General features: G+C 69.2%; 14 protein-coding genes. 7 read left to right on the top strand and 7 right to left on the bottom strand.

What is annotated here, in order from left to right; all coding sequences use genetic code 11:
- Positions 1–3: 3 nt before the first annotated feature.
- The 4 genes from ACLD0U_RS00140 to ACLD0U_RS00125 form a co-directional block, all read right to left on the bottom strand.
- The gene (locus ACLD0U_RS00140) at positions 4–975 is read right to left on the bottom strand and encodes an ABC transporter permease (protein WP_179409290.1); all 972 of its coding nucleotides are present in this window, start codon (positions 973–975) and stop codon (positions 4–6) included.
- A complete protein-coding gene (locus ACLD0U_RS00135) occupies positions 972–1892 on the bottom strand; it encodes an ROK family protein (protein WP_410339476.1) in 921 nt (306 codons plus the stop codon). The genes ACLD0U_RS00140 and ACLD0U_RS00135 overlap by 4 nt, the downstream gene beginning before the upstream one ends.
- Entirely contained in the window at positions 1889–2899 is a 1011-nt protein-coding gene (locus tag ACLD0U_RS00130; RefSeq protein ID WP_179409292.1) for a phosphotriesterase, read from the bottom strand. The genes ACLD0U_RS00135 and ACLD0U_RS00130 overlap by 4 nt, the downstream gene beginning before the upstream one ends.
- Positions 2900–2962: 63 nt before the next feature.
- Complete coding sequence (locus ACLD0U_RS00125; RefSeq protein ID WP_410339475.1) at positions 2963–4093, bottom strand: substrate-binding domain-containing protein; 1131 nt, start codon at positions 4091–4093, stop codon at positions 2963–2965.
- A gap of 238 nt (positions 4094–4331) precedes the next feature.
- On the opposite strand from ACLD0U_RS00125, the gene ACLD0U_RS00120 reads away from it, so the two are divergent.
- Positions 4332–5468, top strand: coding sequence for an ROK family protein (locus tag ACLD0U_RS00120; RefSeq protein WP_410339474.1), 1137 nt, complete (start codon positions 4332–4334; stop codon positions 5466–5468).
- 4 nt (positions 5469–5472) lie between these two features.
- Here the strand turns inward: ACLD0U_RS00120 and ACLD0U_RS00115 are convergent, their stop codons facing one another.
- Complete coding sequence (locus ACLD0U_RS00115; protein ID WP_179409295.1) at positions 5473–6465, bottom strand: LacI family DNA-binding transcriptional regulator; 993 nt, start codon at positions 6463–6465, stop codon at positions 5473–5475.
- A 16-nt stretch (positions 6466–6481) separates the two neighbouring features.
- Positions 6482–7903, bottom strand: coding sequence for a glycoside hydrolase family 1 protein (locus ACLD0U_RS00110; protein ID WP_410339473.1), 1422 nt, complete (start codon positions 7901–7903; stop codon positions 6482–6484).
- Between the two features lie 175 nt (positions 7904–8078).
- Here ACLD0U_RS00110 and ACLD0U_RS00105 point away from each other — a divergent pair, with 175 nt between their 5' ends.
- From ACLD0U_RS00105 to purQ, 3 genes are all read left to right on the top strand, one after another.
- Positions 8079–8597 carry an adenine phosphoribosyltransferase gene (locus tag ACLD0U_RS00105; protein ID WP_179409297.1) on the top strand — a complete coding sequence of 173 codons (519 nt, stop codon included), beginning with the start codon at positions 8079–8081 and terminating at the stop codon, positions 8595–8597.
- Positions 8598–8673: 76 nt separating this feature from the next.
- Positions 8674–8922 (top strand): phosphoribosylformylglycinamidine synthase subunit PurS, encoded by a 249-nt coding sequence (gene purS / locus ACLD0U_RS00100; protein ID WP_179409298.1) that lies wholly within the window; start codon positions 8674–8676, stop codon positions 8920–8922.
- Entirely contained in the window at positions 8919–9626 is a 708-nt protein-coding gene (purQ, locus tag ACLD0U_RS00095) for a phosphoribosylformylglycinamidine synthase subunit PurQ (RefSeq protein WP_179409299.1), read from the top strand. The genes purS and purQ overlap by 4 nt, the downstream gene beginning before the upstream one ends.
- Positions 9627–10005: 379 nt before the next feature.
- On the opposite strand, the gene ACLD0U_RS00090 is transcribed toward purQ, so the two are convergent.
- Entirely contained in the window at positions 10006–10434 is a 429-nt protein-coding gene (locus ACLD0U_RS00090) for a DUF1761 domain-containing protein (RefSeq protein WP_179411689.1), read from the bottom strand.
- A gap of 70 nt (positions 10435–10504) precedes the next feature.
- On the opposite strand from ACLD0U_RS00090, the gene ACLD0U_RS00085 reads away from it, so the two are divergent.
- The 3 genes from ACLD0U_RS00085 to ACLD0U_RS00075 all read left to right on the top strand — a co-directional run bounded on the left by ACLD0U_RS00085 (position 10505) and on the right by ACLD0U_RS00075 (position 14298).
- Entirely contained in the window at positions 10505–11437 is a 933-nt protein-coding gene (locus ACLD0U_RS00085) for a 2-hydroxyacid dehydrogenase (RefSeq protein WP_410339472.1), read from the top strand.
- A 53-nt stretch (positions 11438–11490) separates the two neighbouring features.
- Entirely contained in the window at positions 11491–13152 is a 1662-nt protein-coding gene (locus tag ACLD0U_RS00080) for a glycoside hydrolase family 13 protein (protein ID WP_410339471.1), read from the top strand.
- 141 nt (positions 13153–13293) lie between these two features.
- Positions 13294–14298 carry a LacI family DNA-binding transcriptional regulator gene (locus ACLD0U_RS00075; RefSeq protein ID WP_179409301.1) on the top strand — a complete coding sequence of 335 codons (1005 nt, stop codon included), beginning with the start codon at positions 13294–13296 and terminating at the stop codon, positions 14296–14298.
- Positions 14299–14303: the final 5 nt, after the last annotated feature.

Genomic DNA, 14303 nt, shown 5'->3' with positions numbered 1-14303 from the left:
CGGTCATTGACCTTTCTTGCCGCGCAGCGACAGGGTGACGGCGAGCAGGATGATGACACCGCGCACGATCATCTGCTGCGCGACGGTCAGGCCGCCCAGCAGCAGGCCGTAGTTGATCATGCTCATGAACAGGCTGCCCACGACCGCGCCGATGATCGATCCGCGACCACCGGTGAGGGCGGTGCCCCCGACGATCACGGCGGCCAGCACACTCATGAGGTCGGCGGTGCCGAGCGTGTACGTGGCGCCCGCCAGGCGACCGGCGTACAGGATGCCCGCGAGCGCGGCCGCGGCGCCGGATGCGGTGAACACGAGAAGGCGCACGCGGGCGACGTTGATGCCGCTCACACGGGCCGCCTGGGCGTGGTTGCCGACCGCGAGCACGTGGGCGCCCGCACGGCGCTGCCTCAGCACGTGCCACCCCAGCACGGCGATCGCAAGCGACCACCAGATGAGGATCGGCACGCCCGCCAGAGTTCCGCCGCCGAAGATCCAGACGAATGCCGGATCGGTGACGGGGACCGACTGCAGGTTGGTGATCTGCTGGGCGAGCCCGGCGACGAGCCCCATCGTGGCGAGCGTGACGAGGAACGACGGCAGACGGAACGCGGTGATGAACACCCCGTTGATGAAGCCGACGAGAGCCCCGACCAGCAGTCCGGCGAGCGCGCCGGCCCACCACCAGCCGGTGACCTGAAGGGCCACGGCGGCAGAGAGGGCGGAGAGCGCGACGGTCGAACCGATCGAGAGGTCGATCTCGCCCAGGCTCAGTACGAACACGGTGGCGACGGCCATGATCGTGATCGGTGCCGCCTGCGTGGCGATGTTCACCAGCGTGGTGACGTTGAGGAAGTTGCTGCCCTGGGTGATCGCGAAGAAGCAGAACACGAGCACGAAGCCGATGTAGACGACGTACTTGCGCCAATCGTGGCGGATCTGCTGCAGCGCCGGGGCGGGGGTGATGACCGCGGTCATTGATGTGCTCCTGTCGGCATTGACACTGAGGGTGAGCGTCGAGCGAGCTCGATCGCTCCGAGAACGGCTCCGGCCGAGCCCAGCGTGGAGATCCGCACGGGCACGTCGGGGTGGCCCAAGCGCTCCAGCCAGTGCTGGATCGGCGCGCGCAGCTCTTCACGCGAGCCGATGCCACCACCGAGCACGAAGGCGCCCGGATCGACGACGGCGATCACCGTCGCGAGGGCGTACGCGACCCAGCGTGCCTGCGCGTCGAGCGCCTCACGCGCTTCGGGCACGCCGGCCGCTGCCCGTTCGAAGACTTCGCGCACGGTGGACGCCCCGGGGTCGCGGGCGGCCAGTACATCGCCGGCCACCGCCTCTTCCAAGGCTCCGCGGCGGTGGTTGGCAGTATCCAACGGGTCTGCTCCCACGGGGATGTAGCCGATCTCACCGGCGGCGAGCGAGGCGCCTCGGATGAGCCGGCCTTCGAGGATGAGCCCCATGCCGATGCCCGTGCCGACGGCGACGTAGCCGAAGGAGGCCTGCTCATCGCCAAGGGCCACCAGCTCACCCAGCGCGGCGACGTTGGCGTCGTTGTCGATCTCGACCGGGGCTTCGAAGCGGCTGCTGAGAGCCGAGCCGAAGTCGAATGCGGTATCGCCCAGGTTGGGCGCGGCGGTGAACCCGCCGTCGGCCTGAGGAACCCCGGCACCGCCGATGCCGATGCCGATGAGCCGGTCGGTCTGTGTCTGCCGCATCAGCTCGTCGATGGTGGCGCCGATCACCTCGCACAGTGCGGCGCCGCCGGCGCGCGGCGTCGGCACGACGCGCTCCGCGGTCAGGGAGAGCGGCGCATGACCGCCGTCATCCAGAGGCGCGATGCCGATGTGCGTCTTGGTGCCGCCGAGGTCGATTCCGATCCATGACCGTGTCATGCGGCCACCTCCAGCATGCGCACCGGCGTCGCCGCCGTCATCATCTCAATCGCCTGCTCGCCGACGCCGCGTTCGCTCAGCATCGGCAGGAAGACCTCCGACAGATACGAGTAGCCCTGCACGCCGTGCGTGCCGGGGTTCATCCAGACCTCGGCGCCGGTCAGATCCTGTGCCAGCAGGATGCGTTCCGCATAGCCCTCGGCGACCAGTGCCGCGACCAGGTCTGCCCGCCCCACATCGCTGCGGGCGAAGGAGTGTTTCACGAACTCGCCGTCGGGCCGATGCGGGGGTGCCGGTTCCAGGAAGAAGTCCCAGGTCTCCTTGCCGATGGTGTCCACGGCGATGAGAGCGCCGCGATCGAGCACGGCCCGCACGACGTCGATGCTGAGCTGGGTGTCCATGTGCCCGATCACGACCCGGTCGAGGTCGGCACCCTCGGATTCGAGGATGTCGAGTTGTTCCTGCGCCATCGTGCCGTGGGTGGTGTGGGTGAACACGGCCAACCCGTTGGTCGCGTGTGCGCGGGCGACGGCCCGCAGCATCCGCTCTTCGAACGGCGTGATCTCGCCCAGGCTCGTGGCCTGCTCACCGTAGACGCCGGCGCGCACGTCTGTGTCGCCGATGCCGGTCGCCGCGTCGGCGATCAGGCGTGCGACGAGCTCGTCGAGCGTCGCCTCGCGCGCCCACGCGGGCGCATAGGCCTCGAGGTAGATCGACGTGCCCGCGATGATGTCGATGCCACTGCGGTGCGAGATCTCCTTCAGCCGCGCGACGTTCGACCCGTCGGCACTGCGGCCGACGACGCCATAGGGCGAAAGATCGACCACGGTGCCGAAGCCGGCGGCGTGCAGCCCGCCGAGTGCGTCGACGGCGAGGTCGACCTGGGTGTCGGCGCGGCCGCCGGTGAGCCACGGACCGGGCACCAGAGACAGCAGGTGCTCATGCGGCATCACCCGGCCGAGGTCGGCTGAGGGCACGGGCCCGAAGACCGTCATCACAGAGGACATGGACTCTCTTTCAGGGAGTGGGCGGGCGGCAGGGGGCGGAGTAGCGCCCCCTGCCTTCGAGGATCACTTTCCGGTGACGCTGGCGGGCGGTTCGACTCCGTAGTCAGCGAGCCACCCGTCCTCGAGGTTGTCGGCGCTGACCTTGGTGGGGTCACTCGCCACGAGAGCGGGTGCCGGCTTGTCGAGAACCCCGTAGGCACCGGCCCGGGCAAGGCCGACACCGATGTCGATCGAACCGTTGCCCACCATCCCCGCGACGTTGTCGCCGGTGAGCATGGCGGCCGCAATCGTCGTGTCGAGATCGTTGGTGACGACCTGGATGTCGGAGCGGCCCGAGGCCTTGATGGCGGCGAGCACACCCTGCGCCGCCGTGGCCCACGAGACGTAGATGCCGGTGAGGTTCGGGTTCTTCGCGATCATCGCCGACGCGATCGCCTGAGTATCGGTCTCCTGCGCGAAGCCCTGTTCCTCGACGATGGAGATGTCGGGGTAGGAATAAGCCATCCAGTCCTTGAACGACTGGTCGCGCTGGTTGGTGAACCAGAAGTTCGCGTTGTAGCTGAGGTAGCCGATCTCTCCGGCGCCGCCGAGGGCATCGCCCAGGATCTCGGCGTTCGCGCGGCCGGCCTTGGCGAGATCCTCGGTCACGATCGAGACGAAGTCGGTGCCGGCCTCCCAACCCGCGGGCGGCGTGGTCATGATCACCAGCTGAGCACCGGCGTCCTTGATCGGCTGGAACGACGTGGCTGCCGAGGTCGGGTCGACCGCGATCGCAACGACGATGTCGGGGTCGAGCGCCATCACCGTCTGCACATTGTTCGCCTGGGTGGCCGCGTCGAACCCGGCCTGGGTGCTCGCGACGACGTCGACGCCGAGGCGTTCGAACTCCTGGCGTGCACCCTGCTCGACCGCGGCAACGAAGTCTCCGGACGTGTGCCAGATGAAGGCCGCGGTGAGCTCGCCGTCGGCGATCTGCTTCTCTTCGTCGGCGGTCAGGGTGACCTCGGCGAGCGCGCCGGGCTTCTCACCGTTCGGGCCGACGAACTCGAGGCTCGGTTCGGCAGCCGGGGCGGAGGACTCGGTGGCCTGCGTGTTCGTCTGCGCGGGAGCAGAGCATCCCGTGAGCAGCAGTGCACCGGCGGCGATGCCGGCGAGAGTGGCGTGAACGCCCCGACGGGCGATTCGTGAGGTCATGAGGGGTGCCTTTCGTATCTGCGATGCGAGGGAGGGCTGATCCCGAGGTGGGCGTCGCCGTTGACTCCCCCTATTTGATTGCACGACAAAACCAAAGTCAAGAGAAATCTCAAGAATCCGCCGAGGCGTAGTGGTGATAACCCGGCTCACCCACGGATTCGCCTCTTTTTTGAACTCTTCATGATGCGAATATGGAAGTATGGTCGGTGCAGGCGACAGCCCATGCCCGAGGAGACCCGTGGTTCACGACACACGCGACATCAACCGCACCACCGTGCTCGCCGAACTGCTGCGCCACCGGCCCATCACTCGCAAGCAGCTTGCCGATCTGACCGGCATCTCGGCCGCCACGGTCACTCGCACCATCGACCAGCTGATCGCCGACGGGATCGTGCACGAAGTTTCCGAGCTCGTGTCCGAGCAGCGAGGACGCCGTGCCGTGCTGCTCGACGTCGTCGCCCCCCGCAGCGTCGTCACCGGCATTGACCTGGGCGCCTCGAACACCCGCATCGTCACGGCAGACCTCGTCGGTGGCATCCGCGCGCAGGTCAGCCTGCCCACGCCCCAGGATGCCGGCCCCGATGCCCTCGCCGCCTGGGTCGCCGACGAGGTCGCGCGACTCGCGGGCCCCGACCGCCCCCATCTGCGCAGCGCCTACGTCGGGTTGCCCGGCGCCGTGAGCAGCGACGGCCGCACGATCACGAACGCCCCCAACATGCCGCAGCTCGAGCGCTCGGAATTCATCGCCACGCTCTCGGATGCCCTCGGCTTTCCGGTCGCCGGTGACAACGACGCCAACCTCGCCCTGCTCGGCGAGCAGCACTTCGGCGCCGCACGGGGCGTACCGACCGCGGTCATGATCACGATCGGGGCGGGCCTCGGCGCCGGCGTTGCCGTGGACGGACGCATCCTCCGTGGCAAGCGCGGCGTCGTCGGTGAATTCGGCCAACTGCCCGCCGGCCCCCTCGGCACCCGCCTGGAGCTCATGGTCACCGGCCCCGGACTCACGCATCTCGCCGCCGAATCGGGCATCCGCATCGACTCCCCCGCCGAGGTCTTCGCGCACGACGCCCCCCAACCGCTGCGCGCACTGCGCGCGCACTTCGATCAGGCGCTGCTCATCGTGCTCACCGCCGCGACCGTGTCGTGCGAACCCGAGCTGATCGTGCTCGGCGGTGGCGTCTCGGCCTCACTCGCCGATGACCTCGAACGCTACGACACCATGCTGACCCACCACCTGGGCGTCGCCCCGCGGCTGGTCTTCTCGACCCTGGGCGAGTACGCCGGGGCGCACGGCGCAGCCGTCGCCGCACTGCACGACCGGTACCGCGCGCTGGGCGTCCGCGAAACCGAACTCGCCACCCTTCCCGCCTGAACGCTCAGGCCGAAGCGCGCACCACCAACTCGGTCGCCAGCGTCGTCGTGCGGTTCGGCGTCTCGCCCCCCAGACGCGCCAGCAGCACATCGGCCATCGCCACGCCCTGCGCGTGCATCGGCTGGCGGATCGTCGTGAGCTGCGGATCGGTGCTCTGCGCCACCGGCGAGTCGTCGAAACCGACGATCGCGACATCGTCGGGAACGCGGATGCCCGCGGCCTGCAGTACCGTCAACGCGCCGCGAGCCATCAGATCGCTGGCCACGAAGATCGCGTCGGGTCGACCTCCCGCCAGGATGCGACGTGCGGATGCCGCCCCACCGGCCTCACTGTAGTCACCCTCCTCCTCGGCGAAGGGCTCGAGTCCGGCATCCGCCAGCGCGGCACGGAAGCCCTCGCGGCGGTCCATGCCCGACCCCATCATCAGCGGCCCCGTGATCGTGGCGATCCGCGTGCGCCCGCGCTCGATCAGGTGCTGCGTCGCCCGACGCGCGGCGGCGACGTTGTCGACGTCGACGACGTAATCGCCGTCGCGGCGCTGCAGAGGCCGGCCGCCGTAGACCACCGGCACGGCATCGGCGATGCGATCGACGAACGCGTCGCCCGCATGATGCGAGACGATGATCGCGGCGTCGACACCGCCGTTGCGCACGAAGCGGGTCATCTTGCCACCCGGATCGGCACTGGCGATCAACAGCGTCAGCACATAGTCGGACTCGGCCAGCCGTTCGCCGATCCCCGCGACCACCGAGGCCAGGAACGGGTCGCCGAAGAAACGCGTGGTGTCTTCGGGGATGACCAGGCCGATCGCATGAGTGCGCCTGCTCGCCAGAGAACGCGCCGCACGACTGGGCGCGTAGTTGAGGTCAGCGATCGCGCGCTGCACAGCCGCGAGCGCCGCGGGGCTGACAGCCGTCGAACCGTTGACCACCCGCGACACGGTGGAACGCGAGACGCCGGCGCGCGCGGCGACCTCTTCGATGGTCGAACGTGGCATCCGTTCCTCCCGCCGATCAGACGGCGCGCGCCGCGATGATGCGCGCGTACTCGCGACCGCTCTGCTTCACCGTGCGCTGCTGCGTCTCGTAGTCGACGCGCACGATGCCGAACCGCTTGGCATATCCCCACGACCATTCGAAGTTGTCCATCAGCGACCAGTAGAAGTAGCCGCGCACATCGACGCCCTGCGCGACGGCATCCACCACCGCCGCGAGGTGCGCGCGCACGAACTCGGCCCGATCCACGTCGGGCACCTGGCCCTCGGCATCCACGGTGTCGTCGTAGGCGACGCCGTTCTCGGTGACGTACAGCGTCACCCCCGGCGCGTACTCCTCGGCCACCCGCACGAGCAGGCGGGTGAGCCCCTCGGGCTGCACCTCCCAGCCCATCGCAGTGCGCGGCAGGCCGCGCTCAACCCAGTGCACGTCGGCGTCGGCGGGGAACGGCGACGCCGTCTCACGAAGGTCGAGTCCGTCGGTCTGGTGCGGGTCGCCACCGCCCGGCTGCGGATGCCCCGAGAGCAGCTCACCGTGGTAGTAGTTCACACCGAGCGCATCGAGCGGCGTCGAGATCGCCTCGAGGTCGCCGTCGTGCACGGCCTCCTGCCAGGCGCTGACCGCGTCAGCATCCACCTCGCGCAGGTCGCGCACGATGTCGGCGGGGTACGCGCCGCGGAAGAGCGGATCGAGGAACCAGCGGTTGAACTGCCCGTCGATGCGCCGCGCGGCATCGACGTCGCGCGGGTCGGTCGGATCGGCAGGGTCGGCGACGGTGAGGTTGAGAGTGATGCCGAGATCGAGGCCGGCATCGCGCTCGCGCAGCGCCTGCACCGCGCGACCGTGCGCGAGCAGCAGGTGGTGCGAGGCGAGCAGGCCATCGCGGATGCTCGTGCGTCCCGGCGCGTGCACACCGGCCGTGTACGACAGGAACGACGAGCACCAGGGCTCGTTGAGCGTGGTCCAGTGCTGCACGCGGTCGCCGAGGGCGTCGTGCATCGTCAGCGCGTACTCGGTGAAGCGGTCGACGACCTCGCGGCTGGCCCAACCGCCGCGTTCTTCGAGCGCCTGCGGCATATCCCAGTGATGCAGCGTCAACCAGGGCACGATGTCGGCGGCGAGCAGTTCGTCGACGAGCCGGCTGTAGAAATCGACGCCCTTCGGGTTGACCGGCCCGGCGTCGGGTCGCACCCGCGACCACGACGTCGAGAAGCGGTACGCCTTAAGCCCGAGGTCCTTCATGAGTGCGACGTCATCGGCGTAGCGGTGGTAGTGGTCGCAGGCGACATCGCCGTTCTCGGCGTTGATGACGGCGCCGGGCACGCGCGCGAAGGCGTCCCAGATGGATGCGGTGCGGCCGTCCTCGAAGGCCGCGCCCTCGATCTGGTAGGCGGCCGTCGCCGCGCCGAACAGGAAGCCATCAGGGAAGGACCGGGTCATGCGCTCCATTCTCACATGATCCGGGGGTCTGGTGGGAGCGCTCCCACGCTGGGCCGGCTTCCGTCTATTTGTCACGAACCCGCGCTATTCAGAGCCGATAGCTCGGGTTTGTGACGCATAGACGGGTGGAGCTCCGGGTAAGGGTGGGCGCAGGGGCGAGCGGTAGCCTGAACGGGTGAACCCCGAACTGGCCCGCGCCGAGTCACTGATCCGCTCCATCCCGGACTACCCGGAACCCGGCATCCTCTTCCGTGACATCACCCCGCTGCTGGCCGACCACGACGCGCTGCACGCGACCACGCGCGCACTCATCGAACCGTTCGAGGGGACCTTCGACGTCGTCGCCGGCATCGAAGCCCGCGGATTCATCCTTGCGGGCGCGGCCGCCATCGCCGCAGGCGTCGGCCTGGCCCCGATCCGTAAAGCCGGAAAGCTGCCCCAGCCCGCCGCGTCGATCGACTACGCCCTCGAGTACGGCACGGCGACCGTCGAGATGCACGACGACCTGCCCGCCGGTACGCGCGTACTGCTGATCGACGACGTGCTGGCCACCGGTGGCACCCTGGCGGCCGGACGCGAACTGGTCGAGACCCTCGGCTACGCCGTCGCCGGAATCAGCGTGCTGTTCGAGATCGACGGCCTCGGCGGACGCGACCTGATCGGCGATCTGCACACCGTCTTCCACTCCGCGTGAGCCCGATCACGCTCGGACGATGACCCCCGTCGCTCACGGGCGCTGAGCCCGCGCGCGATCACCTAGAATCATGGGTATGCCCACCATCGTCGTCGACGTCATGCCCAAGGCCGAACTGCTCGACCCGCAGGGAAAGGCCGTTGCCGGCGCTTTCTCGCGCATGGGTGTTGAGAGCTTCAGCGGTGTCCGCATCGGCAAGCGGTTCGAGCTCACCGTCGACGGTGAGGTCACCGAAGAGGTGCTCGCCGAGGCGCGACGCCTCGCCGAGGACGTGCTCTCGAACTCGGTGATCGAAGACGTCGTGGGCGTCGAGGTCGCACCGTGACCGTACGCGTCGGGGTCATCACTTTTCCGGGCTCCCTGGACGACCGCGACGCGCAGCGCGCCGTGCGGATGGCCGGCGCCGAGCCCGTCGCCCTGTGGCACGGCTCGCACGACCTGCAGGGCGTCGACGCACTCGTGCTGCCCGGCGGGTTCAGCTACGGCGACTACCTGCGCTCGGGCGCGATCGCGGCTCTGTCGCCGATCATGGCCGAGGTGAAGGATGCCGCCGCCAAGGGCATGCCCGTGTTGGGCATCTGCAACGGCTTCCAGATGCTCGTCGAGGCGCACCTGCTGCCCGGCGGGCTGATCCGCAATGACCACCAGCATTTCGTGCGTCGCGATCAGCGCCTGACCGTCGAGAACGCCGACACCGCGTGGACGAGTGCGTTCGACGCGGGCCAAGAGATCGTCATCCCGCTGAAGAACGGCGAGGGCGGCTACATCGCCTCGGAAGACACCCTCGACCGCCTGGAGGGCGAAGGCCTGGTGGCGTTCCGCTACGCGGGCGTCAACCCGAACGGCTCGCTGCGCGACATCGCCGGCCTGACGAACGCCGCGGGCAACGTGGTGGGCCTCATGCCGCACCCCGAGCACGCCATCGAGGCCGGTTTCGGCCCCGACACGAATGCCGCGATGCGCTCGGGCGTCGACGGCCTCGACTTCTTCACCAGCGCCGTCGCCGCGGTCACTCGCGCAGCCGCGTAACCGGTCGCGCCTCGCGCGGTAGCGCGGTGTGTGCTGGGCGGTGTTTGCTGCGCGGCACGCGCGTTGCATTCGGTGCGCGCTAAGTGCGGCGCTTCGTCGACACCCCTAGTTCGCGTCGACACCCCCAGCTGGCTGCGCCCGTAGCACGGGGTGTGGACGCCACGCAGGGGTCTCGGCGGGGACTCTCGGATGCCCGATGCCGACGCTTCGCCGACACCCGGGCCCGCTTACGCCCGCGCACCCGCCCAATCCCGCGCACGCACGCCTTCCGCACGCACGCACCCCTCACCCACGAGGGGTCAAATTCTGCGGCATCCGAGTGCGCGAACGCGACGTTTCTTGACCCCTCGTGCTTGGGGAAGGCGCCAACGCGCCCCGCTCAGATGCCGGCGGGCGGCCAGACGCCGATGATCACGGCCATCACGACGACCGTCACCAGTTCGTGCGCGATGTTCAGCGTCGTGAGCTTGGTCGAGCGCCCCTCGAACGCATCGTGGGTGATGAAGCGCGCGGCCGTGAACCCCGCCCACAGCGCGACCGCGGTCACCACCGCAGCCCAGAAGTACGACCCCTCATAGAAGTGCCATGCGATCGATGATGCGCCGGCCAGCACCCACGCCGTGATGAAGCTGACGATGACCGTGGTGATGATCGGCACGATCGCCGTGGCGCCGGGGCGGTTCATGTCGACGCCGGCCAGTTTCGACCACCGCGTGCCGAAGACCTTCGGGGCGTACCAGATCGACCCGACCACCATGCTCGACGCGGTGGCGATCAGCACCGCCCAGTAGTTGATCTCAGGAACCATCATGTGTCCTCCTAGGTCGGCTAGACCTGACGCTACTCCTCCACCCCGTGCGGGTCGATAGGCTCGGCGAGTGAGCCTTCTCGTGACCGTCCCCACCGAACGCCTGGCCCAGAACCTCGGACCTCTGCCCGAGGGCGTCTCCGTGAAGATCTGGGACATGCGTACGCCCGCGCCCGCCGAGCGCATCGACATCGTCGTGCCGCCGTACATGGACGGCACCGGCGCCCTGCGGGCGCTGACCGGCATCGATGTCACCCTGGTGCAGGGGCAGTCGATCGGATACGACGGGGTGGCGGATGCCCTTCCGCCGGGCATCCCATTCGCCAACGCCGCGAGCGTGCATGAGGCGTCCACTGCGGAACTCGCCGTGGGGCTCACGATCGCCGCGCAGCGCGCACTCCCCCGTTTCGCGCTCGCGCAGGAGCGCGGCGAGTGGTCTCCCGCGTTCGCCGAGAGCCTTGCCGATCGGCGCGTGCTGCTGGTCGGCTTCGGCGGTGTCGGCAAGGCCATCGCGCAGCGCCTGGCACCGTTCGAGGTGACGATGTCGGCCGTGGCGCGCAGCGCCCGCACGGCCGAGCTCGACGGCGTCGGCGAGGTCACCGTGCACGCCCTCGACGAGCTGCCCGAGGTGCTGCCCGATGCCGAGATCGTGATCCTGAGCCTGCCGGCGAGCGCCGAGACCCGGCACCTGTTCGATGCAGCGTTGATCGCGCGTCTGGCGCCGGGTGCGCTGCTGGTCAACGTCGGGCGGGGGGCGCTGGTCGAGACCGAGGCGATGCTGGCGGCGCTGCGCGAGAACCGTATCCGGGTAGCATCCGATGTCTTCGAAGAGGAGCCACTGCCGACCGGGCATCCGCTCTGGGAGGCACCGAATCTGCTGATCAGCCCGCACTGCGGCGGCGCTTCGACGGCGATGAATCCGCGCATCGCCCGCCTCGTCCGCGCCCAGATCGATCGGATGCTGAACAGCGAGCCACCACTGAACCTCGTGCTGCAGAACTGAGCCGAAATCCTCACTCTTCCAAAACTGTAAGCGCTTGCAGTAGCCTGGGTCGCATGGCACAGGTCGAACAGTTCGCAGCCCCCGGTTCCGAGTGGTGGCGCACAGCAGTCATCTACCAGATCTACCCGCGCTCGTTCGCCGACGCATCGGGTGACGGGATCGGTGACCTGCCCGGCATCACCGCCCGACTCGACGATCTGCACGCGCTCGGCGTCGACGCCATCTGGCTGAGCCCGTTCATGACGAGCCCGCAGAAGGATGCCGGCTACGACGTGGCCGACTACCGCGACGTCGACCCGATCTTCGGCACCCTGGCCGACTTCGACGAGATGCTGGCCCAGGCGCACGCCCGTGGCATCCGCGTCATCGTCGACCTCGTTCCGAACCACTCCAGCGATCAGCACGTCTGGTTCCAGCAGGCGCTGAAGGCCGCCCCGGGCAGCCCCGAGCGCGCCCGCTACATCTTCCGCGACGGCCGGGGCGAGAACGGCGACCTGCCGCCGAACAACTGGGAGAGCGTCTTCGGTGGCGGCCAGTGGACCCGCACCACCAACCCCGACGGCACGCCCGGCCAGTGGTACCTGCACATCTTCGACCCCACCCAGCCCGACTTCGACTGGACCAACGAAGAGGTGCGCGAGGAGTTCCGCAGCATCCTGCGTTTCTGGCTCGACCGCGGTGTCGACGGCTTCCGGGTCGATGTGGCGCACGGGATGGTCAAGGCCGAGGGCCTTCCCGACTACACCCCGCCGATCGAGGCCGACTCGATGGGCGGCGGTGAGGAGAACGTGCCGTACTGGGGCCAGGACGGCGTGCACGACATCTACCGCGACTGGCACAAGCTGCTCGCCGAGTACGACGGCGACCGCGCCCTGTGCGGTGAGGCCTGGCTGCCCACGCTCGCCAAGACGGCGCTGTGGGTGCGCCCCGGCGAGATGCACCAGACCTTCAACTTCCCGTACCTGATGACCGCGTGGGACGCCGAGGCGCTGCGCGGGGTCATCCGCGACTCGCTCGACGCGTTCGGCGACGTCGGCGCTCCGAGCACCTGGGTGCTGTCGAACCACGATGTGGTGCGCCACGCCTCGCGCCTGGCACTGACCGCCGACAACCCGCAGGGTGAGGGCATCGGTCCGCTCTCGCCCGGCAAGCCCGACCAGACGATCGGTCTGGCGCGTGGCCGTGCGGCCACGACGCTGATGCTCGCGCTGCCCGGCTCGTCGTACCTGTACCAGGGCGAGGAGCTCGGCCTGCCCGAGGCGATGGAGATTCCCGACGAGTTCCGCCAGGACCCGACGTGGTTCCGCACGAACGGCGAGCGGTACGGACGTGACGGATGCCGCGTGCCGCTGCCCTGGTCGGCGGATGCTCCGGCGTACGGCTTCAACACGACCGGCGCCTCGTGGCTGCCGCAGCCGGCGGAGTGGGCGGGCTTCGCCCGCGATGTCGAAGAGGCGGACGCGGAGTCGACGCTGAACCTCTACAAGCGCCTGCTCGCCGAGCGCCGCGAGCGCGGTCTCGGCGGCGGCTCGCTGGTGTGGGAGGACGCCGGATCGGATGCTGTCGCCTTCCGCCGCGGTGACCTTCACGTCGTCGCCAACCTGGGCGAGACGCCGATCGAGCTCGGTGGGAACGTGTCGTTCGTGGTCCAGAGCCAGCGCTTCAGCGGCACGGCCCTGCCCCCGAACACCGCGGCCTGGTTCACGCGCGCATAGCATCCACCTCCCCGTGAGAAACCACGTGCTGTATGAGACACCACGAACGACGTGGTTTCTCACGCGGGATATGGTTTCTCGCGGGGTGTGAACGGTGTGAACCGCCACAGAACGGTTGCAGAACAACAGAGGGCGAGTGAGATGACGAGCATTGACGAGGTCGCGAAGCTCGCCGGGGTATCGACGGCGACCGTCTCACGTGCGCTCAGTGGGCGCGGGCACGTATCACCGGCCTCGCGCGAGCGTGTGCGCATCGCGGCCGAGACGCTGGGCTACGTCGTCTCGTCGCGGGCGTCGAGCCTCGCGTCGGGGCGCACGCAGAACGTCGGCGTGATCGTGCCGTTCCTCGACCGCTGGTTCTTCAGCACGGTGCTGTCCGGGGCGTCGAGCGCGCTGATGCGCGCCGGCTACGACATCACCCTGTACAACATCACCGCCGACGCCGACGTGCGCAAGGACGTCTTCTCGACGTTCCTGCGACGCAAGCGGGTGGATGCCGTCATCGCCGTCTCGATCGAGCTCGACGACGATGAGACGGGACGGTTGCAGGCGCTCGGCCTGCCCGTGATCGCGATCGGCGGTCCGAACCCGCAACTGCGCACCCTCACGGTGGACGACACGGCGGTGGCGCGCCTGGCGACCGAGCACCTGATCGGGCTCGGCCATCGGGCGATCGCGCACATCGGCGCGAACCCCGAGTTCGACATCGACTTCCACATCCCCACGCGTCGCAGGCTCGGCTTCGAGCAGGCGCTGGCGGATGCCGGCATCACCCCCAACCCCGATTTTCTCGAACCGGCCGACTTCACCGTCGATGGCGGTTTCCGCGCCGCCAAGCAGCTGCTCGGCCGGCCCGGTCCGCGCCCGACGGCGATCTTCGCGGCATCCGATGAGATGGCGATCGGGGCGATCCTCGCCGCGCGCGATCTCGGATTCCGGGTGCCCGAAGACCTGTCGATCGTCGGCATCGACGGTCACGAGCTGGGCGAGTTCTTCCAGTTGACGACGGTCGACCAGTTCCCGCTCGGGCAGGGTGAGCGCGCCGCGGGCGCGGTGCTCGCTCAGTTGGAGGGCGACACCGAGGCGGCTGTGGGCGGCGAACTGCCGTTCGAGCTGATCGTGCGCGGCACGACCGCGCGCGTCTGAGCGGC

The organism is Microbacterium sp. 2216-1 (assembly GCF_046507855.1).
GTDB lineage: Bacteria > Actinomycetota > Actinomycetes > Actinomycetales > Microbacteriaceae > Microbacterium > Microbacterium esteraromaticum_C.
This window is presented reverse-complemented; position numbering and strand designations above follow the sequence as displayed.

Coding starts and splice junctions, on each gene's coding strand:
- ACLD0U_RS00140 (WP_179409290.1), bottom strand. CDS start 975: ATGACCGCGGTCATCACCCCCGCCCCGGCGCTGCAGCAGATCCGCCAC.
- ACLD0U_RS00135 (WP_410339476.1), bottom strand. CDS start 1,892: ATGACACGGTCATGGATCGGAATCGACCTCGGCGGCACCAAGACGCAC.
- ACLD0U_RS00130 (WP_179409292.1), bottom strand. CDS start 2,899: ATGTCCTCTGTGATGACGGTCTTCGGGCCCGTGCCCTCAGCCGACCTC.
- ACLD0U_RS00125 (WP_410339475.1), bottom strand. CDS start 4,093: ATGACCTCACGAATCGCCCGTCGGGGCGTTCACGCCACTCTCGCCGGC.
- ACLD0U_RS00115 (WP_179409295.1), bottom strand. CDS start 6,465: ATGCCACGTTCGACCATCGAAGAGGTCGCCGCGCGCGCCGGCGTCTCG.
- ACLD0U_RS00110 (WP_410339473.1), bottom strand. CDS start 7,903: ATGACCCGGTCCTTCCCTGATGGCTTCCTGTTCGGCGCGGCGACGGCC.
- purS (WP_179409298.1), top strand. CDS start 8,674: ATGCCCACCATCGTCGTCGACGTCATGCCCAAGGCCGAACTGCTCGAC.
- ACLD0U_RS00090 (WP_179411689.1), bottom strand. CDS start 10,434: ATGGTTCCTGAGATCAACTACTGGGCGGTGCTGATCGCCACCGCGTCG.
- ACLD0U_RS00080 (WP_410339471.1), top strand. CDS start 11,491: ATGGCACAGGTCGAACAGTTCGCAGCCCCCGGTTCCGAGTGGTGGCGC.
- ACLD0U_RS00075 (WP_179409301.1), top strand. CDS start 13,294: ATGACGAGCATTGACGAGGTCGCGAAGCTCGCCGGGGTATCGACGGCG.